Origin of the sequence: Streptomyces fulvoviolaceus, assembly GCF_000718165.1 — a bacterium.
GTDB classification, from domain to species: Bacteria; Actinomycetota; Actinomycetes; order Streptomycetales; family Streptomycetaceae; genus Streptomyces; species Streptomyces fulvoviolaceus.
The window spans coordinates 163,610-186,852 of sequence record NZ_JOEY01000004.1 but is presented as its reverse complement, the minus strand read 5'-3'; the positions used below and the strand labels follow the sequence as shown (position 1 = coordinate 186,852).

35 protein-coding genes are annotated in these 23,243 nt (G+C 67.7%); 27 read left to right on the top strand and 8 right to left on the bottom strand.

The features are described 5' to 3' along the window. Nucleotides 1-10: 10 nt before the first annotated feature. Both IG08_RS0105930 and IG08_RS0105925 read right to left on the bottom strand, forming a co-directional pair. The gene (locus tag IG08_RS0105930; protein ID WP_030597061.1) at nucleotides 11-1,225 is read right to left on the bottom strand and encodes a helix-turn-helix domain-containing protein; all 1,215 of its coding nucleotides are present in this window, start codon (nucleotides 1,223-1,225) and stop codon (nucleotides 11-13) included. 233 nt (nucleotides 1,226-1,458) lie between these two features. Further along, complete coding sequence (locus tag IG08_RS0105925; protein ID WP_030597060.1) at nucleotides 1,459-1,830, bottom strand: winged helix-turn-helix domain-containing protein; 372 nt, start codon at nucleotides 1,828-1,830, stop codon at nucleotides 1,459-1,461. A gap of 151 nt (nucleotides 1,831-1,981) precedes the next feature. Here IG08_RS0105925 and IG08_RS0105920 point away from each other — a divergent pair, with 151 nt between their 5' ends. The 13 genes from IG08_RS0105920 (at nucleotide 1,982) to IG08_RS0105860 (ending at nucleotide 9,330) form a co-directional block, all read left to right on the top strand. Further along, on the top strand, nucleotides 1,982-2,338 hold the full coding sequence (locus IG08_RS0105920) for an SCO3933 family regulatory protein (RefSeq protein WP_030597058.1): 357 nt from the start codon (nucleotides 1,982-1,984) through the stop codon (nucleotides 2,336-2,338). A gap of 2 nt (nucleotides 2,339-2,340) precedes the next feature. Next, the gene (locus tag IG08_RS0105915; protein ID WP_030597056.1) at nucleotides 2,341-3,678 is read left to right on the top strand and encodes an FtsK/SpoIIIE domain-containing protein; all 1,338 of its coding nucleotides are present in this window, start codon (nucleotides 2,341-2,343) and stop codon (nucleotides 3,676-3,678) included. An 85-nt stretch (nucleotides 3,679-3,763) separates the two neighbouring features. Then, a complete protein-coding gene (locus IG08_RS0105910) occupies nucleotides 3,764-4,240 on the top strand; it encodes a hypothetical protein (protein WP_030597054.1) in 477 nt (158 codons plus the stop codon). Continuing rightward, on the top strand, nucleotides 4,224-4,445 hold the full coding sequence (locus IG08_RS0105905; RefSeq protein WP_234342812.1) for a hypothetical protein: 222 nt from the start codon (nucleotides 4,224-4,226) through the stop codon (nucleotides 4,443-4,445). Before IG08_RS0105910 ends, IG08_RS0105905 begins: the two co-directional genes overlap by 17 nt. Next, nucleotides 4,442-4,633 (top strand): hypothetical protein, encoded by a 192-nt coding sequence (locus tag IG08_RS0105900; RefSeq protein ID WP_030597051.1) that lies wholly within the window; start codon nucleotides 4,442-4,444, stop codon nucleotides 4,631-4,633. Before IG08_RS0105905 ends, IG08_RS0105900 begins: the two co-directional genes overlap by 4 nt. 72 nt (nucleotides 4,634-4,705) lie before the next feature. Next, nucleotides 4,706-5,377 (top strand): DUF2637 domain-containing protein, encoded by a 672-nt coding sequence (locus IG08_RS0105895; protein ID WP_030597050.1) that lies wholly within the window; start codon nucleotides 4,706-4,708, stop codon nucleotides 5,375-5,377. Between the two features lie 19 nt (nucleotides 5,378-5,396). Continuing rightward, nucleotides 5,397-5,591, top strand: a complete 195-nt coding sequence (locus IG08_RS0105890) for a mobile element transfer protein (protein ID WP_030597048.1) — start codon at nucleotides 5,397-5,399, stop codon at nucleotides 5,589-5,591. Between the two features lie 16 nt (nucleotides 5,592-5,607). Then, entirely contained in the window at nucleotides 5,608-5,763 is a 156-nt protein-coding gene (locus IG08_RS60595; protein ID WP_199820808.1) for a hypothetical protein, read from the top strand. 25 nt (nucleotides 5,764-5,788) lie between these two features. After that, nucleotides 5,789-6,118 (top strand): hypothetical protein, encoded by a 330-nt coding sequence (locus IG08_RS0105880; RefSeq protein ID WP_030597046.1) that lies wholly within the window; start codon nucleotides 5,789-5,791, stop codon nucleotides 6,116-6,118. A gap of 86 nt (nucleotides 6,119-6,204) precedes the next feature. Further along, nucleotides 6,205-6,405, top strand: coding sequence for a hypothetical protein (locus IG08_RS0105875; RefSeq protein WP_030597044.1), 201 nt, complete (start codon nucleotides 6,205-6,207; stop codon nucleotides 6,403-6,405). After that, nucleotides 6,402-7,775, top strand: a complete 1,374-nt coding sequence (gene repSA / locus IG08_RS0105870; RefSeq protein ID WP_030597042.1) for a replication initiator protein RepSA — start codon at nucleotides 6,402-6,404, stop codon at nucleotides 7,773-7,775. The genes IG08_RS0105875 and repSA overlap by 4 nt, the downstream gene beginning before the upstream one ends. Before the next feature lie 11 nt (nucleotides 7,776-7,786). Next, complete coding sequence (locus tag IG08_RS0105865; protein WP_030597040.1) at nucleotides 7,787-7,960, top strand: helix-turn-helix transcriptional regulator; 174 nt, start codon at nucleotides 7,787-7,789, stop codon at nucleotides 7,958-7,960. Next, on the top strand, nucleotides 7,957-9,330 hold the full coding sequence (locus tag IG08_RS0105860; protein ID WP_030597037.1) for a tyrosine-type recombinase/integrase: 1,374 nt from the start codon (nucleotides 7,957-7,959) through the stop codon (nucleotides 9,328-9,330). Before IG08_RS0105865 ends, IG08_RS0105860 begins: the two co-directional genes overlap by 4 nt. Nucleotides 9,331-9,953: 623 nt before the next feature. Here IG08_RS0105860 and IG08_RS59965 read toward each other — a convergent pair. The 3 genes from IG08_RS59965 to IG08_RS0105845 form a co-directional block, all read right to left on the bottom strand. After that, the gene (locus IG08_RS59965; protein ID WP_158812184.1) at nucleotides 9,954-10,523 is read right to left on the bottom strand and encodes a hypothetical protein; all 570 of its coding nucleotides are present in this window, start codon (nucleotides 10,521-10,523) and stop codon (nucleotides 9,954-9,956) included. Nucleotides 10,524-10,740: 217 nt separating this feature from the next. Beyond that, nucleotides 10,741-10,959: a hypothetical protein gene (locus tag IG08_RS0105850; RefSeq protein WP_030597034.1), complete on the bottom strand. Its 219-nt coding sequence runs from the start codon at nucleotides 10,957-10,959 to the stop codon at nucleotides 10,741-10,743. Further along, the gene (locus IG08_RS0105845; protein WP_030597033.1) at nucleotides 10,956-11,180 is read right to left on the bottom strand and encodes a LexA family protein; all 225 of its coding nucleotides are present in this window, start codon (nucleotides 11,178-11,180) and stop codon (nucleotides 10,956-10,958) included. The genes IG08_RS0105850 and IG08_RS0105845 overlap by 4 nt, the downstream gene beginning before the upstream one ends. A 657-nt stretch (nucleotides 11,181-11,837) precedes the next feature. On the opposite strand from IG08_RS0105845, the gene IG08_RS59960 reads away from it, so the two are divergent. Then, entirely contained in the window at nucleotides 11,838-11,993 is a 156-nt protein-coding gene (locus IG08_RS59960) for a hypothetical protein (protein WP_158812183.1), read from the top strand. A gap of 338 nt (nucleotides 11,994-12,331) precedes the next feature. Here IG08_RS59960 and IG08_RS59955 read toward each other — a convergent pair whose 3' ends face one another. Then, nucleotides 12,332-12,601 (bottom strand): hypothetical protein, encoded by a 270-nt coding sequence (locus IG08_RS59955; protein WP_158812182.1) that lies wholly within the window; start codon nucleotides 12,599-12,601, stop codon nucleotides 12,332-12,334. A gap of 635 nt (nucleotides 12,602-13,236) precedes the next feature. On the opposite strand from IG08_RS59955, the gene IG08_RS0105840 reads away from it, so the two are divergent. Together IG08_RS0105840 and IG08_RS0105835 are read left to right on the top strand one after the other, a co-directional pair. After that, nucleotides 13,237-13,698 (top strand): GntR family transcriptional regulator, encoded by a 462-nt coding sequence (locus tag IG08_RS0105840; RefSeq protein WP_030597032.1) that lies wholly within the window; start codon nucleotides 13,237-13,239, stop codon nucleotides 13,696-13,698. 1 nt (nucleotide 13,699) lies between these two features. Next, the gene (locus IG08_RS0105835) at nucleotides 13,700-14,266 is read left to right on the top strand and encodes an HD domain-containing protein (protein WP_043453333.1); all 567 of its coding nucleotides are present in this window, start codon (nucleotides 13,700-13,702) and stop codon (nucleotides 14,264-14,266) included. Here IG08_RS0105835 and IG08_RS0105830 read toward each other — a convergent pair. Both IG08_RS0105830 and IG08_RS0105825 read right to left on the bottom strand, forming a co-directional pair. After that, on the bottom strand, nucleotides 14,254-14,727 hold the full coding sequence (locus IG08_RS0105830) for an NUDIX domain-containing protein (protein ID WP_030597029.1): 474 nt from the start codon (nucleotides 14,725-14,727) through the stop codon (nucleotides 14,254-14,256). The two genes, IG08_RS0105835 and IG08_RS0105830, sit on opposite strands and share 13 nt — an antisense overlap. Before the next feature lie 3 nt (nucleotides 14,728-14,730). Then, nucleotides 14,731-15,444, bottom strand: coding sequence for a MerR family transcriptional regulator (locus IG08_RS0105825; RefSeq protein WP_052424494.1), 714 nt, complete (start codon nucleotides 15,442-15,444; stop codon nucleotides 14,731-14,733). A 568-nt stretch (nucleotides 15,445-16,012) separates the two neighbouring features. On the opposite strand from IG08_RS0105825, the gene IG08_RS0105820 reads away from it, so the two are divergent. The 11 genes from IG08_RS0105820 (at nucleotide 16,013) to IG08_RS0105770 (ending at nucleotide 23,164) form a co-directional block, all read left to right on the top strand. Beyond that, on the top strand, nucleotides 16,013-16,300 hold the full coding sequence (locus tag IG08_RS0105820) for a hypothetical protein (protein WP_030597024.1): 288 nt from the start codon (nucleotides 16,013-16,015) through the stop codon (nucleotides 16,298-16,300). Next, nucleotides 16,297-16,896 (top strand): hypothetical protein, encoded by a 600-nt coding sequence (locus tag IG08_RS0105815; protein ID WP_030597021.1) that lies wholly within the window; start codon nucleotides 16,297-16,299, stop codon nucleotides 16,894-16,896. The genes IG08_RS0105820 and IG08_RS0105815 overlap by 4 nt, the downstream gene beginning before the upstream one ends. Beyond that, a complete protein-coding gene (locus tag IG08_RS0105810) occupies nucleotides 16,893-17,546 on the top strand; it encodes a GGDEF domain-containing protein (RefSeq protein ID WP_030597018.1) in 654 nt (217 codons plus the stop codon). The genes IG08_RS0105815 and IG08_RS0105810 overlap by 4 nt, the downstream gene beginning before the upstream one ends. Next, nucleotides 17,543-18,505, top strand: coding sequence for a DUF2637 domain-containing protein (locus IG08_RS0105805; RefSeq protein ID WP_043453330.1), 963 nt, complete (start codon nucleotides 17,543-17,545; stop codon nucleotides 18,503-18,505). The genes IG08_RS0105810 and IG08_RS0105805 overlap by 4 nt, the downstream gene beginning before the upstream one ends. An 8-nt stretch (nucleotides 18,506-18,513) precedes the next feature. Beyond that, the gene (locus IG08_RS0105800; protein WP_030597012.1) at nucleotides 18,514-18,885 is read left to right on the top strand and encodes an RRQRL motif-containing zinc-binding protein; all 372 of its coding nucleotides are present in this window, start codon (nucleotides 18,514-18,516) and stop codon (nucleotides 18,883-18,885) included. A 32-nt stretch (nucleotides 18,886-18,917) separates the two neighbouring features. Then, entirely contained in the window at nucleotides 18,918-19,280 is a 363-nt protein-coding gene (locus tag IG08_RS0105795; RefSeq protein WP_030597007.1) for a hypothetical protein, read from the top strand. 255 nt (nucleotides 19,281-19,535) lie between these two features. Beyond that, nucleotides 19,536-21,809, top strand: a complete 2,274-nt coding sequence (locus tag IG08_RS0105790; RefSeq protein WP_030597004.1) for a cell division protein FtsK — start codon at nucleotides 19,536-19,538, stop codon at nucleotides 21,807-21,809. A 141-nt stretch (nucleotides 21,810-21,950) separates the two neighbouring features. Further along, nucleotides 21,951-22,226 (top strand): hypothetical protein, encoded by a 276-nt coding sequence (locus IG08_RS0105785; RefSeq protein ID WP_030597001.1) that lies wholly within the window; start codon nucleotides 21,951-21,953, stop codon nucleotides 22,224-22,226. Beyond that, nucleotides 22,223-22,417 carry a hypothetical protein gene (locus tag IG08_RS0105780; RefSeq protein ID WP_030596998.1) on the top strand — a complete coding sequence of 65 codons (195 nt, stop codon included), beginning with the start codon at nucleotides 22,223-22,225 and terminating at the stop codon, nucleotides 22,415-22,417. The genes IG08_RS0105785 and IG08_RS0105780 overlap by 4 nt, the downstream gene beginning before the upstream one ends. 13 nt (nucleotides 22,418-22,430) lie before the next feature. Next, nucleotides 22,431-22,691: a hypothetical protein gene (locus IG08_RS0105775; protein ID WP_030596996.1), complete on the top strand. Its 261-nt coding sequence runs from the start codon at nucleotides 22,431-22,433 to the stop codon at nucleotides 22,689-22,691. Continuing rightward, entirely contained in the window at nucleotides 22,688-23,164 is a 477-nt protein-coding gene (locus tag IG08_RS0105770; RefSeq protein ID WP_030596994.1) for a hypothetical protein, read from the top strand. The genes IG08_RS0105775 and IG08_RS0105770 overlap by 4 nt, the downstream gene beginning before the upstream one ends. Nucleotides 23,165-23,243 lie beyond the last annotated feature (79 nt).

The following is a 23,243-nucleotide window of genomic DNA, read 5'->3' as shown; positions in this document are numbered from 1 at the left end:
CGTACCTACCTCAGACGACGTGCAGTCGGTTCGCCAGTTCTGCCATAGCGCGGCTCGGCCGGCCGCGCTGGTTCCGGACCCAGGTGAGCACAAGCTCGCGAGCAAGGTAGTGGCTCCGCACCTGCTCCGGGGCCCACTGCTCTGCTTCGAGGATCATCGACAGGGCTTCGTCCACTCGGTTGTGCGCGCTGAAGGCCCGTGCCACTTCGAGGTTGTGCCGCGTTCGGCGCTCGGCCGGCAGGGCGCTAGTGTCGATCTGCGGGCCAAGGTCGACTGCAACTTGCATGTCCCCCAGCTCCGCCGACGTGGCCACGCGGTGAATGGCGACATTCGTAGGGCCGAAAGCGGTCCAGACGTGGTTGGCATCTCCTCCGAGCTGACGCGCAGCCTGTTCGGCCTCTGCGAGGAACGCCCGGGTGGTGTCGCGGTTCTCTGCACGGGCTGCGGCCATCGAGCCCGCGAGGAAGAGTGTTCCGTAGATCGACAGGAACTGTGGGCCAGCGTCGTTCAGACCGGGGCGAAGGTAGTCCGATGCGTCGCCGACAAGCTGAACGGCTGCATCGAATCGGCCGTTGGACAGCAGGCAATGCGCCACGGACCGGAAGAGCGAGCCTGTCACGATCGCGTTGCCGGACTGCTGTGCTGCGGCCAGTCCGCGATCGGCAGCGATCCATGCGAGATCGGTCTCACCGACCTTCGTCAGCACCATGGCGGCGCCCTGGTAGGTCATCGCCGTCAACTCGTGTGCCCGCTCGCGCTCTTGGCCCTCGTACGCCTGGGCGGCAATGAGCGCGTCAGCGAGCACGAGCGGCAGTCGGCGGGTGGCGAACCCGTATCGCGAATCCTGGTAGGCGTCCCAGACTTCGGCGACGTTGCTGCGCAGGTCATCGAGGGGTGTCGGCTCGCCCTCGGTCGGCACGCCCAACAACGGCGTGAGTTGGCGGTAGTTCATCAGCGCCGACCGCAGGGCGGGGACCGTGTGCCGGCCGCTGTCGGCAGTCCAGTCCATCAGGGTGGGCTCGGCGAGTAGATCGCCGAGGGTGACATCGAGCGCGTCAGCCAGGGACTTGATGACCGACAGCCGGTCCAACTCCAGTCGGTTGTTCTCGGCCTTGCTCAGCCAGTCGACCGTCCGGCCGACGCGTCCGGCCAAGACTTCCTGGGAGATGCCGCGCCTACGGCGGTACCAAGCGACTCGTTCGCCGATCGTCAGGTTCGTCGTCATTCCTCGCATGCCAAGAGCCTCCCCCCGTCTCTACATGCGACCCCGGAGAGTTTTTCCGGGGTGGTTCTTCGACCTGGTCCTAGCGTTGGTGGCAACCCAAGAGGTTGTCGGATCGAGTGTCGATGAGGGGGCCGTGATGGCGCTGACCCCGGCAGAGCGGTTGGAACTGATCAACGAGATCAAGGAACTTGGCGACGACTTGGTGGATTTGGCCCGCCGTGCGGACGCGGCCGTTACCGCGCTCGCGTCTGCTGTCGCACAAGATCCTCAAGTTGGTCCATCCGCTCCGCGAGGCGGCGAACGTCCTGGCGTACCTCCGACAGGTACTCGGTGATCTGCTCGAACTCGGGACTGTGCTTTACCGCCCCGCCTTCTCCGGGCAGAGCGGCGAAGCTGCCCTTGCCTTGGTGGGAGGTGGCGTAGCCATCTTCGCGAAGGCGGGAGATCGCTTGCCGTGCCACCGTGCGCGAGACGTCGTGACGGGTCATCAGCTCCGACTCGGAGGGGAGCCTCTCCCCGGGGGATAGCTCGCCGTCTCGGATCTGGCGTTTGAACTCGTCAGCGATCTGCAGGTACGCGGCGCGCTTGGCGGTGAAGTCGGCCATAGCCCCTCTCAGAGGTTGTTGTACCTAGTGCAGCACATCGCGCCGACAGCAGTCGAGAACGAGAGCTTGACACAACAAGTAAGACAGGTGCATCCTCGAACTGAAGTTGACGTACTAAGTACGTTAAGTGGATCGAATCTAGGAGCGCTTCATGCGTCAGATCCCCGTCGACACTTCCGCCGCGACCGTGATGGTCGCCAAGACTCCGCAGCCCAAGGTCAAGGACCGCCGTACGGGCGAGATCGCCACCGATGCCGAGACCGGCGCGACGATGATGACCGTTGACGTGATGTTCGCGGCCAACGACGAGGTGGAGATCCTCTCCATCGCCGTTCCGGAGCCCGGCATCTCCGGCGAGCTGGCCATGGGCACCCCGGTCGCTCTCACCGGTCTGATCGCGCGGCCGTGGGAGAACGAGTTCAACGGCCAGAAGCGGCACGGGATCGCCTTCCGTGCGGTCGCCGTCACCTCGCTCGCTGCGGCTGCGTCGAAGCCGAAGGCGGCCTGAGCATGGAGCTGTTAGGGATCGCGCTCGCGGTCCTGGTCGGGGTGGCGCTGCTGCTGAGGTGGCGCCGTCCCGTCTGGTACTGGCTGAGCTTCGGTGTCGCCCTGGCGATGCTGCGGGTGGTCTTCCGCTACGCCGCCGTGATGGAGGCCTGCCACCTCACCATGCCTGCCTCCCGGATGCGCCGGATGCTGGCCCGCTGGGCAGGCAAGCCGGTACCGCCCCAGCGCGTCCCCCGGCTGCTGTGGATCAGGCCCACGCGTACCGGGGTCCGGCTGCGGATCCGGCTGTGGCCGGGTCAGGACGCCTTCGAGTTCGCCGCCGCCTCCGACCGGCTGCGCCACTCCTTCGCCGTCCATCAGGTCACCTCCCGCGAGATCAAGCCGGGCGTCATCGAGATCACGCTGACCGGCTACGACGTCCTCAAGCGGGTGCAGATGCCCGCCACGCCCGAGCGCGGCCTGTTGAAGATCCCGCTCGCGCTGGTGGAAGACGGCAGCGTGCATTACCGCGACTACCGCGAGGTGCCGCACTCGGTCACCGTCGGCGCCACCCAGTCCGGCAAGTCGGTTACCCAGCGCACCGTGATCAAAGAACTCGCCGCGCAGGACGTCGCGTTGGTCGGCATCGACTGTAAGAAGATCGAACTCGGCCCGTTCGCCCGCCGGTTCTCCGCCCTGGCCGACAACCCCGACGACGCAGTAGAACTCCTGGAAGCGCTCATAGCGCGGATGGACGGCATTTACGACGTGATCCGTCGCGAGCAGCGGATCAGCGCGGACACCCTTGATGGGGAGATCGCCGCGAACATCTGGGACCTGCCCGAGCATCTGCGCCCGGTGCCGATCGTGGTCACGATCGACGAGATCGCCGAACTCGCCCTGAGCGTGAAGAAGAACGACCCCCGCCGTGAGCGGATCGTCAAGGCCCTGGTCCGCCTCGCCCAACTGGGCCGCGCGGCCGGGATCTTCCTGGACATCTACGGCCAGCGCTTCGGCTCCGAACTCGGCGACGGCATCACCATGCTCCGCGCCCAGCTCACCGGCCGGATGGTGCACCGCGTCAACGACGAATCCACCGCCAAGATGGCCTTCGGCGACATCTCCCCGCATGCGGTGTTCGCCGCCACCCAGATCTCCAACAACCGGCGCGGCATGGCCGTGGTCGGCTACTCCACCGGCGAGTGGGTGCGCATCCGCACCCCGCACACGACCATGCGCCAAGCCGTCTCCGCCTGCAACCGGCATGCGCATCTGACCCCGGATCTCCCGGAGTTGGCCCGCTTCCGCCCACTGGTCGACCTCGCGCCCATCGAGGCGCCCGCGGTGGCCGAAGCCGCCTGAACATCCCCTTCGCTCCACGGTCGGCGTGACCGCTTCGCGCCAGATCCCTACCCCCTCCATGCCTCAACCCCGAAGGAGACCCGCGATGTTCTGCGAACACTGCGGCGAGATCAACGGCGAAGAGACCGGCATCGACCACGACGAACGCGACTGCCCCTGGTACGCCACCGCCAGCGACTGGACCGCGGACGAACTGGAAAGCGTCCTGCGCCTGACTGCGCAGGGCATTCCGCACCGGACGGCTGCGGTCGAACTGCTCGCCGCACACGGCGTCTGGCTTCCCCGCCTTGCCGAGCGCGAGGACCTGATGGCCGCTGACGGCGAGACCGGTGAGGTCTATGACCTCGACTGGTCCGCGCTCGCCGACCCGACCGGCGCCGAACTGGTCGCCACCGGCAGTGAACTGGGCGTTCTCGCCATCGCGGCCTCGCTGGCCGACAGCAGCGTCTCGGTCCGCCTGGGCCACGCGCTCGGCAGTCTGGACGCCACCAACCTCGGTCGGGTGCTGACCGCGATCGCCGCCGCCAACGGCCGCCCCTGGACCGGTGAGCGCCGTGTGTGACAACTGCGAGGACTTCCACCGCACCGTGATCCTGCTCGGCGCCCTGGCCCTCTACGCCGACACCCTCGGCGCCGACCGGACGTTCATCGAGATCGTGGGCCCGTGCCTGGCCGCGTCCCTGCCGGAGCCCCCGCCCGGCCTCTTCCCGCCCGGCTACGACCCCACCGAGGGCCCCGAGTACCCCGGCGAGGGGTGGACGCCCTGACCGCCGCAAAGAAGCCGACCGCCCGCCGCCACGTCAAGCCGAAGCCGGAGCCTGCGCCGTGCCCGACCTGCAAGGGCACCGGAGAGGTCTCCCGCACGGTCCACGTCGGCCGCAAGCGCCGCATGGTCGGCCAGCAGACCGGCCTGTGCCTGGCCTGCCTCGGCTCCGGCCAAGCCCCCACCGACTGAACCCGCCGGGACGGGGCGGCCGGACTCGATCCCCGCCCCGCCCTGGCCCAACCACCTGAAGGAGGTGAGGACATGACCCGCTCGTTCCGTCCGGATGCCGTCCTGGTTCAGGCCGTGATCGCCGGAGCCTTGTCCTTCGCCCACCTGCACGACCTCGCCGCCGCGGCCGGACAGACCGGCTGGAAGGCCTGGGCCTACCCCATCTCGGTCGACCTGCTCTTGGTCGCTGCGTGGCGACGACTGCGCTCCGACGGCCCGTCGCGGCTGGCCTGGTGCTGGTTCCTGATCGCCCTGTTCGCCTCGCTCGGCGCCAACGTTGCCACCGCCGGATTCCTCGACCTCGCACATCCGCCCGCGTGGCTGCGCTTCGGCGTCGCGGGCTGGCCTGCCCTGGCCTTCCTCGGCGGCACCCTGCTGGCTCACGCGCCCAACCAGGCCGGGGACCGGGTGCCGGTTCCGCCGGCGCCCGCAGCCCCGGCCCCCGCACCCGAAGTCGCACGCGAACCCGCCCCCGACCCGGCCCCGCAGGCTGTGCCGCTCGCCGCTGGCGAAGAGACCCCGGCTCTGCCCGCCGCCGACCCGGCCCCGGCCATGCCGGTCCCCGCCGCCCTGGTTGCTCACGCGCGCAAGGTCGCCGACGACCACCAGACGCGGACCGGTACCCCGATCGACACCGACACCCTGCGCGCCCGCCTCGGCGTCCCCGCCCCCATGGCAGACGCGATCGCCGCCCAACTCACCTGAGATGAAAGGAAGTTCACCCATGGGCCTGTATCAGATCTGGAACGAGATGCACCGCGTCGGCACCACCGCCATCGGCGGCGGCCCCGACCACCGGACCGGCGAGATGAAGTACGTCGCCGCCTGCGAAGCCGAAGAGTGCGGCTGGTCTGCCGCCTACGACTCCTTCGAGGCCGCCATGGTCGCCGCCCGCGGCCACCGCTGCCCCATCTGCTGAAAGGAGGGATTACGCGATGTCTGTGCCGCTGTGGTTCTTCATCGCCTGCCTGGGCTGGGTCGGCCTCAAGCACATCCGCCCGCCCTGGTGGCTCGTGATCGTCCTGCTGATCGGCGGCTATCTCCTGGCCGACAGCTTCCTCGCCCCCGCCATCGACGCCGTCACCAAGTAACCGGCCACAGAAGGGAGTTCAGCTCATGCTCCGTCCGAAGATCCCGGTCAATCCGATGCCGACCGGCCACGCCATGCCGCCCGCCGTCATCGTCGAGCCGACCACCGTCATCCCCAGCGCTAGCACCCCGGTCCAGCCGTTCGCCCCGATGACTCAGGCTCCGGCACCTGCCCGGCCCACCGTCCAGCTCACTCCCGGCGCGGTAGTGGCCGTGGCCGGGATGGGCGTGACTGTCGTGCTCGTGGTCGGTGCGGTGCTCGTCTCGATGCTGCTCGCTGTCGCCATCACCGGCGCCTCGGTCGCCATCTGCGCTCTGGTGATCCGCTCGATCCTCGCCAGCGACACCCGACGCTGACCGGCCCCCGGGCGGCCTCAACCGCCAAGTCTCCGCCGCCCGGGCGCCGTCCCTGTCCGATCTCTCAACCGGAAGGAACCTCCATCATGACCGGCCTCAACCCGGCCCCGCACACCCCGGCGCGGATCTGCCCGAACTGCGACGGCTTCGCCACCGCCGCCGTCACCTCCGGCCTCGGCCGCGACGCCTCCGGCCACCTGCGCACGATCACCGTCGACTGCACGGCCTGCCACGGCCACGGCACCACCCCGGTTCGCGCCGTCCAGCTTGTCGGGGGTCGTGCATGAGTGACACCGCGACCTTCGCGGGCCTGGACCCGGTCACCCTCGCTGATGCGCTGCGGGTGGCCGGGTCTCCGGGCTTCGACCGCTGGCAAGACCAGATCCGCCGCACCGGCGGCTGCTCCGAACCCATCCACCTGACCGGCTGGGTCCTCCACAAGGACAAGACCACCGGCGAGACCCTGCACCGCTACAGCACCGAGCACGAGCCCGGCGGTCGGCTGCGTATCGCCTGCGGCAACCGGCGGGCCTCCCGCTGCCCGGCCTGCGCCTGGACCTACGCCGGAGACACCTACCACCTGATCCGCGCCGGACTCGCCGGAGACGACCGCCGCGACATCCCCGCCACCGTCCGCGATCACCCCCGCGTCTTCGCCACCCTCACCGCCCCCTCCTTCGGCCCGGTCCACAACCGCCCCGATCGCGGCACCTGCCGCTGCGGGGCACGGCACACCCCGGACGATGCGGCGCTCGGCACGGCCCTGGATCCGGCGTTGTACGACTACGCGGGCGCGGTGCTGTTCAACAACCATGCGGGCGAGCTGTGGATGCGCTTCGCCAACCGGCTCCGCCGTGAGATCGCCAAGCGTGCCGGACTCACACAGCGCGAACTCGCCGATGCCTGCCGGGTCTCCTACGGCAAGGTCGCCGAGTTCCAGAAGCGCGGTGCCGTCCACTTCCACGCCGTGATCCGCCTCGACGGACCCGATGGGCCTGACTCCCCGCCACCGTCATGGGCCAGCACAGAGCTGCTCACCGACGCGATCCGCGCCGCCGCCCGGCACTCCTACACGAGCGTCAGCGTGCCCGCCTCCGGCGACCAACCCGCCCGCACCTTCCAGTGGGGCCGACAGCTCGACATCCGGCCCGTGAAGGCCTTCGGCGACGGCTCCGAGCTCACCGAACGGGCGGTCGCCTCCTACGTCGCTAAGTACGCCACCAAAGCCGCCGAAAGCACCGACACGGTAGATCGCAGGATCGGCAACAAAGAGGCCCTGGAACTGCTCGGCATCCCCGACCACCCCCGCAGGCTCATCGCCGCCTGCCTCGACCTGCACGCCCTCTACCCGGACCGCAAGCTGCGCCACTGGGCTCACATGCTCGGCTTCCGCGGCCACTTCTCCTCCAAGTCCCGCCGCTACTCCACCACCCTCGGGGCGCTGCGCCAGACCCGCGCCGACTACCGCGCCACCCAAGAACGCGAAGCCCGCGGCCTCGAAGAGATCGAGCCGGACACCGTCCTTGTCCTGGCCGACTGGCAATACGCCGGACACGGCCACACCCCCGGCGAATCCGCCCTCGCCGCCACCATCCACCGCGGCCTCCAACTCAACCGCGAAACCGCCCGCGAAGCCTTGAAGGGAGAACCGGCGTGAAAGACGAGTTGATGACCGTCCCAGAGATCCTTGCTGAGCTCAAGGGCATCTCGCGCCGGACGTTCTACCGCTGGCGCGAGCTGGGGCAGGCTCCGCAGGCTTTCAAGCTGCCAAACGGTGAACTGCGGGTGTGGCGGAGCGACTTCACGGCTTGGCTGAACAGCCGAGAGAGGGCGGCGGCATGAAGTCGCTCGATGTGAAGCTCTGGGGCGTACGGAAGAGGAACACCAAGAAGCCGTCCTATGACCTTCGGTGGGTTGTCGCCGGGAACGTGTGCTCCGAACAGTTCCGCACCAAGGGACTTGCTGACAACTACCGTTCCAAGCTGCTCCGGGCCATGCGTGATGGCGAGGAATTCGACACGGTCAGCGGGCTTCCGGATTCGATGGTCGAAAAGGCGCCCTCGATGACGTGGTACGCCTTCGCATTGAAGTACCTCGCCATGAAGTGGCCGCACGCTGCGCCGAACACGCGGGACGGGATCAACGAGTCACTGACCGCTGTGACCGTGGCTCTCCTTGACGATCGCCCAGGGCGGCCCGCCGACGACTTGCTCAGGAAGGCGCTCCGCAACTGGGCCTTCGTCTTGCCCGGCCCTGAGGACAGCGACTTGCCTACAGAGATCGCGAACACGCTCCACTGGGTGGCGAAGGCTTCGCGCCCTCTCGCCGATCTCGGGGACCCAGCGATCGGCATGGCTGTCTTGGACTCCCTGAAACTCAAGCTCGATGGGACGGCGGCTGCGGCGGAAACCGTGCGGCGCAAGCGGCGGACACTGGTTAACGCCTTGCACTACGCGGTAGATCTCGGCGAGTTCAAAGAGAATCCGATCACCGTGATTCGCTGGAAGAAGCCGAAGGTGGTCAAGGAAGTTGATCCCCGAGTAGTGGCCAACCCTGAACAGGCTCGCGCCCTGCTCGCTGCGGTCTCATACATCGGTGGATACCGCCGGGCGCGTGGCCGCCGACTCGTCGGCCTGTTCGCCTGCATGTACTACGGCGCCTTTCGCCCGGCGGAGGCAGTTGGCGTCAAAGAAGCAGACCTCAAGCTGCCAGAAATGGGTTGGGGAACGGCCCTCCTCAATCGGACTCGCCCGAGCGTCGGCAAGCGCTGGACCGATTCCGGCGAAACCCACGATGACCGCGGGCTCAAGAACCGGCCTGCCGAAGAGGTCCGACCGGTGCCGATCCCGCCCCAGCTCGTGGCGATCCTGCGGGACCACCTCGACACGTTCGGCACTGCCAAGGACGGGCGGCTGTTCACCAACGAACGTGGGGGAGTGGTCGGCTCGTCGACGTACTTCCGGGTCTGGCAGGAGGCTCGCGCGCTGGCACTCCCGCCGGCCGTTTTCGCCTCACCGCTCGCCGCCCGCCCGTACGACCTCCGGCACTCGGCGCTGTCGACCTGGCTCAACTCCGGAGTCGACCCGACCGAGGTCGCCGAACGCGCGGGCAACAGCGTTGAGGTCCTGCTGAGTCGCTACGCGAAGTGCATCGACGGTCGGCAAGAGACCGGCAACCGCAAGATCGAAGAGCTGTTGCGCGAGTACGAGTGATCCCACACGCGCCGCGCTAGGCTTCAGGCCCCTGGACCCGTCCGGGGGCTTTCGCCGTTCCTGGGGCTGACCAGGGATGACGCCTCAAGATCGTGTCCACGAATAGTCCACGGACCCCGACATAGGGCCGCTCAGAGTGGCATATGGCTGCACACACGCGAAGACCCCGCACTCAGCATCTCTGCTGGTTACGGGGTCTTTAGGCACCTCACAAGGGGTGCCCCCGGCAGGATTCGAACCTGCGCACACGGCTCCGGAGGGCATGACAAGAGTGCTGCCGAAACCTGCTTTGACCTGCGCGTATGTCGGATGGCGCCGACCGGATGCGGGATCTCTATCGCGTACCGTGCGCAGAGTCTTGCAGCTGGTCGCCCCTGAGAGTGCCCGTGATGTGGCCGTGCACGCCACGACCCCTTGGTCTCGAAGCACCTCGGGATGCTCATCGGTGCAGGTGGCGAGGATATCGGCCTAAGGCCCTGGGTCTTGCCGGGGATCTTGGGGACGTGCGTTCTTGTAGCTCCGGGGCCTGGTCACGGCCGCTTGGCTGGCCGTCGTTGGTCGTTGTCGGCCGGTGAGCGGCTTCGGACGGCCCAGGCGACGTGTGCCTACATGTGTTCACGAACTCATGGACTTCTGACGACGACCTCTTCGTCTGGCCCTTCGTCTCCGCCTTGGTCCCCCTGGTGTGTGTAGCCAGGAGGCGGAAGTGTCAGGTCGGCTTCCGGAATCGAGAGGCTTTCCCGCATCAGCAGGAGCATCTCAAGCTCAGCCTCGTCGAATTTCTGCTGCCGCTCGTAGAAGCTAGGGTCATCAGGAGCGTCGTGTACTCCGAACTGACCCCACGACCAGGCGGCACCGTAGGCAGCAGAAGCAGCGGCGGCCACGGCCCGATCGGCATAGAACTGCAACTGTGCGAGCTTGGCGAAAGCATCAGATTGCCAGCCTTCTTCCAACTCAGGCTCTTCTGTGAAGCCGTAGCAATGGTCGTAAGCGGTCCTGGCCAGAGCTTTCACTGCTTCATAGAACGCTACGTACGCTTGTCTGCGGTGCTCGAAGGTACGGGCCTCGTCCTCGCGGACCCAAGTTTCGCGCTCGCGCTGTCGCTCACGCTCCCAGGCGACGGTTTCACGACGGTCTGACCAGCGTTGCGTAATCAGGGCGCCTACTGTCCCTGCGACTAGCGTGGCTGCCACGCCGATGCCAGCTACTACCAGAGGCACCCATAGGGGAGTTGAAGTCACTCCTTAATGGTCGCAGTCGTGACCTGGCCAAGTGCAACATTCCCTCGACGGTGACAGACCGCTCCCCGCCCAACCTGGCATGGGTTTGGCGACGTGTTCATGTCGCGGCATGAGGTGGAGCAGGCAGCGAAGCGCGCCGTACGGCATTCCGAGCCTGCCGATGCCTTAGTTACAAGGCGTCGGGCCAGCTCTCCAGTACCTGTTCGCCGGCGCCCGTTCGCTCCGCAAGGACGAGGTGGGCGTCCGGCATCTTGCTGTACGCGCCGATCCAATCCCGGAACTTGCTGCGGGCCGTCACCTCCCTGGACCACCAGCCATGCATGACGGTGCGGCCAGCGGTGGCCACGGTGAGGTGGAAGCGCTCCGGGCCTGGGGTGGCGCTGGTCATGTGAGCCTGATCCCGCGCTGTCTGTGGGGCTCGCGGGCGATGTACCCGAGCGCTTCGATCCGTCCCAGGTGGTAGTGCACGGAGGCGCGGCTGCGCATGCCGACCTGCTCACCGATCTCCTGCATGGTCGGGGCTTCACCTCGGTCGGCGATCGACTCGCGGATGCAGCGCAGGATGTTCTCCTGGGTGCTGGTGAGGTAGTCGACCCTGTGGTTCGCCATGGCCAAATTAGAGCGCGTGTTCGAATTGCGCTGCAAGTCGACATGCGGCACGGACTTGCGACCTCCACCCTGGACCCACGGCCAGCCACCGGCCCGTCGGTCACCTCCGCTGATGGGACAGCTGGATAGGTGGGACACCTCCTACCCACCTCTGTGGATCCCGACCGTTCAAGCAGGACCCGGACACTTCGTCCGGGTCCTCTGCCGTTGGGTGCCTCACGCTCGGTCGGGCGGACAGGGAAAGGCCATCGAAAGGCCATCTGTCCAGCGTGGCGGCGCCAGGATCCGAACCTGGGAAGGCCGAGCCGGAAGATTTACAGCAGGCTGGCTCATCCGCCGCTGACCAGCCACTTCTACTTCACCGGCCCAACTCGGGGGACGCCTGGGGGAATTAGCCCCATGCCTTCGCCTGCGGTACACCTCAACGCGTCGTCCCGCCGAAGAGCCCCGCGACGGAGCTCATGACCCTGGCACTTGCGGGTACCCGACCACGCCGTCCCGATAGGCTCCGGATCGTTCCGAAGGAACTGGAGCGCCGGAACCCACTCCGAGATCCTTCCGCATGGCTGCCTGCATCTCAGTGATCACGTCCCAGAGACTCAGCAGGAAACCTTGCAGTTCACGCCACTCGGCCTCGGTCGTAGTGCTATCCCTTGCTTGACGACCGAGCCGCGTATGCGCGTCAGCGAGCACGAGTCGAACACGGTTGGCAGCATCGAGGACAAGGTCTGGAACCAACATCTGCACGCGGGCGAAGTCGTCGTGAAATGCCTGGCGCGCTTCCTCCGTGCGCTCGCTTGCGCTGCTACCTGATGACAAAGCCCGCGCATCCTCCATGAGGAGGATGCGCCACCGCCTGGCGCTGCTGTTCAACGCCGTGTACGCCTCCCGCCGACGCTCCAAGTCAGCTGCGGCTGACTCTTCCCTGCGGACTACGGCGCTTGCCTGCTGCTGCATCTCGAACTCTTGCAGCCGTGTTCGTGTACTCACCCACGCTGTAGTCAGCGGTGACAGCAGAGTGCCCACCACCCCTACGAGCGCAACCAACAGAGTCGCCGTGCCTGTGCTCATGTGTCCCCCAGGTCGCCGTCCGCCTCCCGCTGGAAGACGATCCGATCGGATACCCCCAACTTCTCGACAAAGCCCGTCTCTTAATTGAAGTTGAATCCCGCACCGCCGTTCATGCGCGCACTTGATTTCGAAATGCGTATGCCGTATTGCTCTAGAAAGATGTGATCGGCAGCTACCCGCACCTGGAAACCGTCATAAGCAAAAATTCCACGATTGATCACGATGGCGCTCGGAGCATAGAATTCAACTTGCGCCAAAATAGCACCCAACCCTTCGCGAATCGTCAACCTCCTCCCCACGAGTTCAACATCCCAAGAATCGACGGAGAAAATCAACTCATTGTCGTTCACGTCAAGCAGTAGATTTCCTTCCTTATCGAAAATCCGGAGAGACAGAAGGAGCCGACCATCTTGCTTCTTGACCCTGACCACAGGACAACCTCTAATGGTCAACAGGGGGATCACTGCGTCACGCGTAAAGTCGTGCATGAGCCGGTTGCTCCCCACGTTCACCAGACAGGAGTCACCGGAGTACCGCAGCGGAAATGCCTCGGAAATACCAAGCCTCAAGTTGTGCGGACTGCCGTTAGCGGCCAAGACATCACTGACAGGAAGGAGGCCCCGTGTTTTCTCTGCATGATGAGTCGGACAAAGAAGTGTCATATCCTCCGGATTATGCTGCTTCACAATTGACCATTCTCGTACGTGTTCATATTCGTAGAGCGGAAGGCCGCAAATAACGCACCCAAATCCGCACCGCTGACGTATTTGACGCTTGATCGGCTCCGGTATATTGCGCCCCTTTGGCGACACGAAGCCCCCCTTCGGTTGAGCTGTGTGAGGCATATTAATGCCACAGGTGTCACTCATGCGGGATAATCAAGGAAGGCCTAGTGGACCTGGGACGTGAAGGTGGGAGCTAAGTGTCGACCTCGAAAGCCGAGCGTGGGAAGCTTGCAACAATCGAGTTAGACAGGGGAGAGCGCGTGTCGCAGCAGGCCAGCCCTCGGGGGACCTTCTTGCAAATCGCGGAGGTGGTGAAGGCTCAGGTCAAGGCGAACCCGCAGGTGACCCAGCTTCCGCCCGTCGCAGATCTCATGCGTGATCACGACGTCTCGCGCGGTGTTGTACTTCGTGCATTCAAGGCGCTTGAGAGCGACGGTGTCGCCGAACCGGTGCGGGGCGGCCGGTGGCGCGTCGTACGCGAAGGTGAGCAGGTTGACCGGCGACCGCTCGACGAGCGCATCGCCGACCTCATCCCCGCCGAGGGGTTCGAGGTGGGTGCGGCCTTCTTGAGTGCGTCGGACCTGATGGGCAGGTTCGGAGTCTCCCGCCCCACTGTGACCAAGGCGCTCGACAAGTTGGAAGCCGCCGGCGTGCTGGCGAGCGAAGGGCAAGGCAAGGTGCGGACGGTCCGCGCCGTGCCGATTCGAGAGGAGCGTTCGTAGCTTGTCGGAGCTGACGGAGTGGGCCTATCCCCTCGCTGAGTCCCTGCTCGCCGAGCCGCTGCCGAGGCGGTGGCAGCACTCGTTGGGAGTTGCCGAGCGGGCGCGGACCGTTGCGCTCGTCCTCGGGGAGGATGCCGAGTTGTTGGAAGCCGCGGCTGTCCTGCATGACATCGGCTACTCGCCGGACCTTGCCAAAACGGGATTCCACCCGCTCGATGGTGCTCGCTATCTGCGGGACGTGGCGCAGGCGGACGAACGGGTCGTGAACCTGGTGGCTCACCACTCCTGTGCGTGGATGGAAGCAGAGGCTCGGGGCCTGCGTGAGGAGTTGGAGGGCGAGTTCCCGCGCGAGAGCGCGCACCTGAACGATGCGCTCTGCTACTGCGACATGAACACCACGCCGGACGGTACGTCGACGAATCCCGTCGACCGCGTCAACGAGATCGCCGGACGCTACGGGCCGGACAGCTTGATCGGAACGTTCATCCGCCGCGCTGAGCCGGAGATCCTCGCGTGCACGTCACGCGTGCTCGAACGGGTCGCCGCCGCCAAGCTTCAGCCGATGTAGGGAGCCGGCCGCGTCCGGTCCATGGCGTGCTCAATCCGGAGCCGCATCGTGGGGTGGACGTCCAGCTTCGCCAGGTCCGCTGGGTCGACCCAGCGGACCTGTGTCGTCTCGTTGCTCGTACGAAGCTCACCGCCGACCGGCCGCGCGCGAAAGCAGATGCTGAACTGCTGCCGGATCTCTCCGTCGTCGTACTGCATCACGTGTCCGGGGTCGGTGTAGATCCCGGACAGGTCGACGACTTCGGCCTTGATGCCGGTCTCTTCCCAGACTTCGCGCACCACGGTGTCGCTGATGGACTCCCCCACGTCGTGTCCGCCACCGGGCAGTGCCCAACGGCCGTTGTCGGACCGTTGAATCATCAGCACTTGCCCCGCATCGTTCTGCACGAATGCCACGACGGACGGCACCACCGAGTTGGCTGGCGGGGCCTCGGGGTCGTGAAGATAGTCGATGCGTCCCATGCCTCATGCTCCCGTGAAGTCGTGTTCAGCTACTGGCCTTGCGCCTTCCCATGCCTGCTGAACACTGTTGGCGAAGGTGTCGAAGAGCTCGCCCCCGGGCAGTCGCCGTAGGTGCAGAACCGGAGCCAGGTAGGCGCCGATGCCGTACACGTGCGTGTTGACGAGCATCTCGTCATCCACACGGTAGATCGAGTTGTAAAGCACGGTGTCGTGCAGGCGGAACGAGATCTCGGGGTGGCTGGTGAACAGAGGGCGGTAGTTGACCAGAGCGTTGCGGATCTTTCCGTCCATGATGCGGTGACCTTCGTCGATACCGCGCCGGATGACTGCCTCGCACGCTGGGTCGCCCATCAGGACGCGAATCGCGACGCTCTGTGATTTCGCCTTGAGAACCGACAGGAAGCGCGGATCTTCGGCAAGGCCGATGCCTGCATAGACGAGGATGTCGATGCGCTCCTCTGCCCGTTCGCACATCTCCCGCCATAGGTCGGTCGGTACGACGTGCCGATGGGGGTAGACCGTGACGATCTCCGCTTTGCTCAGGTCAGCGGCGGACTCCTGAGTCCGGGAGTCGTCCCACAGCATCGTCACGTCAACCTGGAGCGCCGCTGCCGTTGCGTACTGGTGACGCCGGTACGGCAACTTGCCCTGCGTGATCCAGCGTTCGATGGTCTTCGGGATCACCTGGATCTCATCGGCCAGGTCCTGGATCGTCATGCCGCGAGCTAGCAGGGCAGACCGCAACCGTTCGTTGGACACCTTTACCCCCGGTGGACTTCTAGGGACTTCTTGACGGTAGCCAGATGACGCGGCGCTGTCCACGTATGGGGTGACCAACTCCCCTGACCTGGGGCGATTCTGATTGTGCGCCAAGAAGTTCCGGCGCAAAACCAAGAGGTTCCGTCGCTGCACTTGACGGACCCCCATGCAGTACCTGTAAAACAGGTACTGCATCTGCTGAACGCAACAACTCAGCGGAAGCGGCTCATGCCGCACGTGCTTGATCTGCAAGACCGCACGACCAGGAGCCCCGCATCGGACGGGGGGAGGCGACCCGGCGCCTTGGCATTCACCGGAGGGCTTAGACCGAAAGGTCACGTCTCCATACGCCTACTTCGAGGCCGGACAGCTCTACCTGATACGGGAGCGCGGTCGCGATGAAGGAGACACCCACCACCTCAACTTCCGCCGCACCTCGTGCGGCGGCCAACTGCCTTCCGGGGTGGTCGCCTCTCGCCAAGGACCGCGACCGCCCCGGCGTCCCTTCGACGCCAGGAGAACTGTCATGCGTACGTACATCGGCCGCCAACAGGCCATCTCTGCCGAGGACTTCGCGGAACTCGCGCTCGGCACCCCGGTTGAGCTGTGGCTCGGGGTCGAGGGCGAGAGCGAGCAGGAGCGCGCGGCCCGCGAGGACGCGGCGCGCGACATCCTCGCCGACAACCCGAACTTTCCCGACGACCTGGTCCGCATCGCGGCGCAGGTCATCGAGGACAACCCGGACCTGTTCGACGTCGTCCCCCTGGTCCGCCCCACCCGCCGCCGCACGGCGCGCAAGGGGGTGGCGGCATGAGGACCACGGCCCCCGGCCCCGAGGTGCTGGCCGACCACACCGGCAAGCCCCGCCCGGCGCTGAACATGCCGCTGACCTACGAGCAGGCCCGGTTGGGCATGGCCTTCCATGAGGCTGGCCACGCGGTGCTGTCCATGGCCTACGGCATGCACATCATCACGTCCGAGGTCATCGCGTGGGAGCCGCAGCCCGGTCAGTGGGGCGTCACCGGCAACACCAAGCACCAGACGCAGAACACCCCACCGTGGCACTACGCCGCACAGTGCGCCGCCGGTGAACTCGCCCACGTCACCTACCTGATGGACTACGGGCTGTGGACCCCGCAGCGCGCCGCCGCCTGCGCCGCCGACCATGACCGTGAGCTGGCCATCGACGTACTCGCCCAGTTCGGCTACCGCCTCGGACACGGCAGCGTCCCCGAGGGCGGCAAGTCGTGGGGGATGGTCCAGGGGATGGCCCGCCGCAAGGTCGGCCACCTGTGGCGCGAGATCCGCACCGTGGCGCACGCCATGGACAAGCGCACCGTGCTGGCAGGCGACGAGATCGCCGCCCTGACCGGCCTGGTCAACCCTCCGCTTCAGGGGGGTGCGGCATGAGTGAGCTGTTGTTTGCCGCGGCGGCCGGAGTGCCGATGGCGGCCGGTTGGTCGCTGCACGCGCTGCGCCTGCGTCGCCGTATCGAGACCGCCCGGCGTGACCCGCTGACCGGTCTGTTCACCCGTGACGCGTTCGCTGAGCGCGCCCCGAAGGTGTTGGCGGGCGGTCCTGGCGCGGTCTACGTCATCGACCTCGACAGGTTCAAGGAGATCAACGACACCTACGGGCACGCTGCCGGGGACGCGGTCATCGCGGCCACCGGCCGGCGGCTTGCGGAATGGGCCGACGTCAACGGGGGCATCGTGGTGCGCCTGGGGGGCGATGAGTTCGCCGCGGTCGCTCGCGTGTTCAGCCTCGCTGATCTGTCATGGACGCTGGGCGAGTTGACGCGCGCCATCGAGCAGCCGGTCACCGTCGACGGCCGCCCCCTCACCGTGGGCGCCTCCACCGGCGCGGTCGCCTACGACCCCCGCACCGACGACGTAGACCTGTCCACGCTGCTGCGGCTGGCCGATGAGCAGATGTACGCGGCCAAGCGCTCCGGTGCCGACTGGCTCACCGCCCTGGACCTGACCCCGCAGTGCGAGACGGCCAACGGTCGCCGCGCCGGACGGCTCGGTACGTCGGGCGGGACGGAGGCGACGGCATGACCACCGCGACCCCTGCCCTCGAAGTCCCGCCGTCCGGCGTGCCGCCGCTGACCCGCCCGGAAATGGGCCTCGCGGGCGTCGGCGCACTGGCCGCGGCCGGCGTCGGCGCGCTCGGTCTGATCTCCTCCTTCGATGCGGTGTCCGCTGCCGCGGCGAGCTGGGGATTCTCCGCTCCGTGGATGCTGCCGGTCGGCATCGACGTGTCCATCCCGGTGTTCACCGTCGCCAACCTCCTGCTGATCCGGATGGACATGGCGCTGGCCTGGGTGCGGTTCGTGCCCTGGGTCCTCACGCTCATCACGTGCGGCCTGAACATCGCGGCCGGACACTCCCTGTCGGCGAAGGTCGCGCACGGCACGATGCCGCTGCTGTGGGTGGTGTTCTCCGAGATCGGCGCGCACGTCTACGCCGTGCGGATCGGCGCGGCCACCGGCCGGCGTATGGAGAAGATCCGGTTCTCGCGCTGGCTGCTCGCCCCGCTGTCCACGTTCGCGTTGTGGCGGCGCATGACGCTGTGGGAGGTCATCTCCTACAGCAATGCGCTCGCCCTGGAGCGTGAGCGGCTGTTGGCTCGTGCGGACCTGCGCGAGCGGTACGGCCGCAGGTGGCGTTCGAAGACCCCGCGGCGCGAGCGGGTGATGCTGCGCATGGGCGAACTGGCCCCAGCCACCGAGCAGGAAACACCCGCGCCGCCCCTGGTGAATCCGCCGGCACCCCCGGTCAAGCCCAAGCCGCGCCCGCGGCGCCGCCCCACCAGCAAGGCCACAGGCAAGGTGCAGCGCACCTTCGATGAGGTGCTGACCGAGGCGCGCACGCTGACCGCGGGATGGTCGGATGCGGAACTGACAGCGGACCGCATCCGCACGACGGTCCGGGTCTCCCAGGACAACGCGCGCAAGCTGCGCGACGCCCTCAAGACCGAGCGGGCCAACGGCCCCCAGCTGCACGCCGTTCCGTGAGGCCCGGCATGTTCGCCAAGTGCTACGACCCAACCGGGGCGCGCCACGGGATCCCCACCTACCCGTGGCGCTACGCCCCCGACGGGCTCGCCACGCGCCGCCAACTGCGCGCCCGCGGCTTACGTCCGGGCGGTCAGCCGATCGCGGCTCAGGTGCTGCGCCCGCGCTACCGGCGCGGCCCGCTGACCGCCTACCTCTACCGCGTCGACCGCGCCAAGCCCGTGCGGCCGATGACGCCCGGCAAGCGGGCCGCGCTCGCCAAGGCGATGCAAGCGCGCCGCACCTGCCCGCAGTGCCACACGGATGCGGGATACGTCATCCCCACCTCACTCGGCATGTGCGTGCCCTGCGCCTACCCCGAGGAACAGCGCGCCGCCTGACCACCGTCCAATCAACCGGAAGGAGTTCAGGCGTGAGCCTGAAAAGGATCACCAATCTGTTCCGCGTCTCGGGTGGCTCGCTCCGTCAACGGCTCCCTGCCGACTCAGTGCGGTTCGTCTGCCTGTCCGGCCGCAACTTCGGCGTTCACGGCGTGATCCCGGCGTCCCACGCCCGCTTCGAGGTCAGCCGACGCCAGGCATGGGGACACGACGTCCACGCCTATCCGACCACCGGCCGCGATGGCACCCCGTTCACGGTCATCTACACCCGCGTCGCGCACGCCGACGATCCCGGCCTTGAAGTCCTGGTCACGGTCTTCGAGTTCCCCACCGGCAGCGCACTCCCGCCCGGCATGTGCGTGCCCTGCGCCTATCCCGAGGAACAGCGCGCCTGATCTACAGGATGTCCACGAAGTCCCAGACAGCGTCCAGGATTCGGTTCCTGCGGCGGTGTGCCTTGCTGCAAAAACGCCGCCTTCGCCACCGGCTGTCTGGCTGCTGCACCGGCTTGCCGCACCACTTGCACGGCCGCGTCCTGAACTCAGATTCCCCCATGCCACCCCCCGTAGCACCGCCCCGCGGGGTCCGTCCGCCCACCTCCTACAGCGTCGGCCGGACCCCGCCCTGCCTCCCATTGGAAGGAACCTTCAGTGAAGCACCCCGACGACGACAACGAACTGTTCAACCGGCTCGAAGCCGAGATGACCGGCGACGACATCCATGTCGTCGACAACGGCCGTGACCTCGACGCGTTCCGCGACCTCGACTCCCGCGTGGTCGACCTCGACAAGGCACGGTCGGCCCGCAGCGAGTCGGCCGACCCGACTACCCGATCCGACTCCGACCCGTCGGCCGACCCCGAGGCCGGTCGGTCGGGTGCCGGGTCGGGTGACCCGACCGCCCGCCGGTTGGTCGACCTTCCGACCGCCAAGGCGGCCGGTCCGGGCTACCTCGGTCGGCTGCTCGCCGCGCAGCGTCGCCCGGTCGTTCCGGTGTGGCTGAAGTCCGTGGCGGAGCTGCGGACCGCCACGGCGTGGGTGGCCCGCCACTACGCCCACTCGGTCGGCTACCACGCGCTGCGCTCGCCGGTCTACGCCGCCCGCCTCACTCTGCAAGCCCCCACCGGGGCCGCGAGGTTCGTGGGCGGCACCCTGCGGTGGATGGCCGACCGCGAGGGCGAGCCGGTCCGGCTCGCCGCGGTGCGCCGCGAGGACGCGGCGGAGTACCTGAAGCTGTCGCGGCAGCGCGACGGCCGCGTCCGCCTGCGCACTCTGGTCGCCGTGCTCGCGATGTTCATCGGGCTCGGTTCCGCGCTCGCCATCTACGTCCTCGCCCCCGACTGGCTTCAGGCCCTGTCGGCCGGCGCGGTCGTGATGGCGCTGGGGGCCGCCGGCCGCCGCGCGGATGATCCGGTCATCCACCGCGCGGTGGAGCTGCCCAAGGCGGTCAAGCTCACCAGTGACATCGTGCTGCGGGCGCTCGGCTCGCTCGGCATCCCCGCCATCAACCAGGCGCAGGGCAAGGGCCGCGACGGGTTCGAGTTCACCGCCCCGATCACCCGCGACGGTCCGGGCTGGCGTGCGGAGGGCAACCTGCCCTACGGCGTGACGGTCACGGACGTCATCGAGCGGCGCGACCGGCTCGCCTCCGGCCTGCGCCGCCCGCTCGGGTGCGTGTGGCCCGAGGCCGTGCCCGACGAGCACACCGGGCGCCTGGTGCTGTGGGTCGGGGATCAGGACATGTCGACCTCGCGCAAGCCCAAGTGGCCGCTGCTGACCAGCGGTTCGGTGAACCTGTTCAAGCCCGTCGCCTACGGCACCGACCAGCGCGGACGCTGGGTCGAGGTCACCCTGATGTACATCGCGGGCATCATCGGCGCCATCCCGCGCATGGGCAAGACCTTCCTGCTCCGCCTGCTCCTGCTCATCGCGGCGTTGGACCCGCGGGCGGAGCTGCACACCTACGACATGAAGGGCACCGGCGACCTGGACCCGGTCGGCAACGCCGTCTCACATCGGCACGCCGCGGGCGACGATGACGACGCCATCGAGTACTGCCTGAACGACTTCCGGGCGCTGCGCGAGGAACTGCGCCGCCGTACCAAGGTGATCCGCTCGCTTCCGCGGGACATCTGCCCGGAGTCGAAGGTGACCAGCGAACTCGCCGACAAGCGCTCCCTCGGGCTGCACCCCATCGTGATCGGGGTGGACGAGTGCCAGGTTCTCTTTGAGCACCCCAAGCACAAGGACGAGTTCGAGGAGATCGCAACCGACCTGGTCAAGCGCGGTCCGGCCACCGGCATCGTGCTCCTGCTCGCCACCCAGCGCCCCGACGCCAAGGCACTGCCCACCGGCATCAGCGCGAACGCGTCGGCCCGCTGGTGCCTGAAGGTCATGGGCCAGCTGGAGAACGACATGGTCCTCGGCACGTCCGCCTACAAGCGGGGCGTGCGGGCCACCATGTTCAGCTGGGGTGACAAGGGCATCCACTACTTCATCGGTGAAGGCTCCGACGCCCGGATCGTGGGCTCGGTCTACGTGGACGGGCCCGGCGCCGACAGCATCGCCGCCCGCGCCCGCAAGGCCCGTGAGCAGGCCGGACTGCTGTCCGGCCACGCGCTGGGGGAGGAGCCGGAGACGGTGGCGAGCGCGTACGACCTGCTCGCCGACATCCTCGCCGTGATCCCCGTCAAGGAGACCAAGGTGTGGTCCGAGACCGTCGTCATGCGGCTCGCCGACCTGCGGCCGGAGGTCTACGACGGCTGGGAGCCGGAGACGCTCGCCGCCGCGTTGAAGCCGCGCGGCCTGTCCACGATCCAGGTGGGCCGCCGCATCGACGGCAAGGTCGTCAACCGGCGCGGCGTCGACCGCTCCCACATCACGGCCGCGATTGCGGAGCGTGACGGAAAGCGGGACGCGGGCTGACCATCTCGGGCCGCTAGCGCTAGCGGCACACCCCGCTAGCGTTAGCGGCCCGCTTAGCGCCCCAAACCATCCCTGATCAGGTCGCTAGCGCATAGCGGCCCACCTGCGGAAACCCCTGAAAACCGCCCCGGAGGGCCCGTCATGACCCCTGCCCTGCTCGCTATCACGCTCCTGCTCGGCGTCACGCTGTGTTACATCGCTGTGTGTGCTGCCTCGCCGTTCGGCAACTGCCGCAAGTGCAACGGCTGGGGCTTCCAGATGAAGACCGACCGCAAGGGCCGCCAGAAGCGCGGCAAGGACTGCCGCCGCTGCAAGGCCACCGGCAAGCGCATACGCGCCGGCCGCTGGCTCTACAACCGGTGGGCCCGCATCTACCGCGCCGGCACCGACACCCCGCACACGGAGGGCTCGCGATGACCCTGACCTTCTCGGCCGTGCTGCTGTTCGGCATCGCCTCCGTCGTCGCCGTCAAGACCAAGTCGGCCGGCGCGGGCGCCGCGGTGCTGCTGTTCCTGTTCGGCTTCTTCACCGCCGGGACCGGCGCCTACGGCCCGATTCACGACCTGGTGGAGTCCTTCGCCCGCTTCCTGTCCCAGCTCGGCAACTGAGAGGAGACCCCTGATGTCCCGCATGCCCAAGCACGTGCTCAAGCTCTTGGACATGGTGGCCGCCTACGACTACGGCGAGGGCGTCACCTTCCGCGCGATCCCGCGCGGCCGGTGGCGGCTGGCTGGGCACCCCCGCGGCTACGCCGTGCAGGCGCGCACGTTCCACCCGCTCACCGGCCGCGGCCTGATCGCAGTCACCGGCGACGACCCGTTGAGCGTCCCCGTCACCATCACCGACGCCGGACGCGCCTACCTCACCGGAGGTACGAAGTGAACGAACGCGCCCCCGCCCTGTGGTCGGACACGCCGACCGCCACGGCGTACGACCCGGCGTCGCTCAGCCGGTACGCGCCGGACCCGGCGGCCGTCGAACTGGCCGCCGAACGCGGCCCGGTGGTGTGGGTGCCCGACGCCTACGGCCGCATGGTCCCCATGCCCAAGCACCTCGCCCCGCTCCCGATGGTCCGCCCCGAGCCGCGCGACCTGACCCCGCTCCCGCTCCTGGACCCGATCGCTCAGCGCTTCATCGGCGCCGGGATCGGAGGAGGCGCCCTGTCGGCCGGCGTCGGCTACGGCATCGGCGAGGTCATCAACGCGGTTGCCGGGTTCAGCTCCGGAGCCGCCATGTGGATCGCCCTCGCCGTCCTCGCCTGGCGCACTCCCGTCCGTGCGATCGCCAACGGCCGGAGCGGGAGCACGGTCCACATCCGCAAGGCCGTCATCAAGCGCAACCACTTCCACGGCTAGACGTGGCTGGGGCGGTCGCCTCTCGCCAAAGACCGCGACCGCCCCGGTTCTCCGTCCCTTCGACAGAAACAGGAGACCT

What these genes read in the sequence shown, in the direction of transcription:
- IG08_RS0105930 (WP_030597061.1), bottom strand. Translation starts at nt 1,225, where the DNA reads ATGACGACGAACCTGACGATCGGCGAACGAGTCGCTTGGTACCGCCGT.
- IG08_RS0105925 (WP_030597060.1), bottom strand. Translation starts at nt 1,830, where the DNA reads ATGGCCGACTTCACCGCCAAGCGCGCCGCGTACCTGCAGATCGCTGAC.
- IG08_RS0105920 (WP_030597058.1), top strand. Translation starts at nt 1,982, where the DNA reads ATGCGTCAGATCCCCGTCGACACTTCCGCCGCGACCGTGATGGTCGCC.
- IG08_RS0105915 (WP_030597056.1), top strand. Translation starts at nt 2,341, where the DNA reads ATGGAGCTGTTAGGGATCGCGCTCGCGGTCCTGGTCGGGGTGGCGCTG.
- IG08_RS0105910 (WP_030597054.1), top strand. Translation starts at nt 3,764, where the DNA reads ATGTTCTGCGAACACTGCGGCGAGATCAACGGCGAAGAGACCGGCATC.
- IG08_RS0105895 (WP_030597050.1), top strand. Translation starts at nt 4,706, where the DNA reads ATGACCCGCTCGTTCCGTCCGGATGCCGTCCTGGTTCAGGCCGTGATC.
- IG08_RS0105890 (WP_030597048.1), top strand. Translation starts at nt 5,397, where the DNA reads ATGGGCCTGTATCAGATCTGGAACGAGATGCACCGCGTCGGCACCACC.
- IG08_RS60595 (WP_199820808.1), top strand. Translation starts at nt 5,608, where the DNA reads ATGTCTGTGCCGCTGTGGTTCTTCATCGCCTGCCTGGGCTGGGTCGGC.
- IG08_RS0105880 (WP_030597046.1), top strand. Translation starts at nt 5,789, where the DNA reads ATGCTCCGTCCGAAGATCCCGGTCAATCCGATGCCGACCGGCCACGCC.
- IG08_RS0105875 (WP_030597044.1), top strand. Translation starts at nt 6,205, where the DNA reads ATGACCGGCCTCAACCCGGCCCCGCACACCCCGGCGCGGATCTGCCCG.
- repSA (WP_030597042.1), top strand. Translation starts at nt 6,402, where the DNA reads ATGAGTGACACCGCGACCTTCGCGGGCCTGGACCCGGTCACCCTCGCT.
- IG08_RS0105865 (WP_030597040.1), top strand. Translation starts at nt 7,787, where the DNA reads ATGACCGTCCCAGAGATCCTTGCTGAGCTCAAGGGCATCTCGCGCCGG.
- IG08_RS0105860 (WP_030597037.1), top strand. Translation starts at nt 7,957, where the DNA reads ATGAAGTCGCTCGATGTGAAGCTCTGGGGCGTACGGAAGAGGAACACC.
- IG08_RS0105850 (WP_030597034.1), bottom strand. Translation starts at nt 10,959, where the DNA reads ATGACCAGCGCCACCCCAGGCCCGGAGCGCTTCCACCTCACCGTGGCC.
- IG08_RS0105845 (WP_030597033.1), bottom strand. Translation starts at nt 11,180, where the DNA reads ATGGCGAACCACAGGGTCGACTACCTCACCAGCACCCAGGAGAACATC.
- IG08_RS0105830 (WP_030597029.1), bottom strand. Translation starts at nt 14,727, where the DNA reads ATGGGACGCATCGACTATCTTCACGACCCCGAGGCCCCGCCAGCCAAC.
- IG08_RS0105825 (WP_052424494.1), bottom strand. Translation starts at nt 15,444, where the DNA reads ATGACGATCCAGGACCTGGCCGATGAGATCCAGGTGATCCCGAAGACC.
- IG08_RS0105820 (WP_030597024.1), top strand. Translation starts at nt 16,013, where the DNA reads ATGCGTACGTACATCGGCCGCCAACAGGCCATCTCTGCCGAGGACTTC.
- IG08_RS0105815 (WP_030597021.1), top strand. Translation starts at nt 16,297, where the DNA reads ATGAGGACCACGGCCCCCGGCCCCGAGGTGCTGGCCGACCACACCGGC.
- IG08_RS0105810 (WP_030597018.1), top strand. Translation starts at nt 16,893, where the DNA reads ATGAGTGAGCTGTTGTTTGCCGCGGCGGCCGGAGTGCCGATGGCGGCC.
- IG08_RS0105805 (WP_043453330.1), top strand. Translation starts at nt 17,543, where the DNA reads ATGACCACCGCGACCCCTGCCCTCGAAGTCCCGCCGTCCGGCGTGCCG.
- IG08_RS0105800 (WP_030597012.1), top strand. Translation starts at nt 18,514, where the DNA reads ATGTTCGCCAAGTGCTACGACCCAACCGGGGCGCGCCACGGGATCCCC.
- IG08_RS0105785 (WP_030597001.1), top strand. Translation starts at nt 21,951, where the DNA reads ATGACCCCTGCCCTGCTCGCTATCACGCTCCTGCTCGGCGTCACGCTG.
- IG08_RS0105780 (WP_030596998.1), top strand. Translation starts at nt 22,223, where the DNA reads ATGACCCTGACCTTCTCGGCCGTGCTGCTGTTCGGCATCGCCTCCGTC.
- IG08_RS0105775 (WP_030596996.1), top strand. Translation starts at nt 22,431, where the DNA reads ATGTCCCGCATGCCCAAGCACGTGCTCAAGCTCTTGGACATGGTGGCC.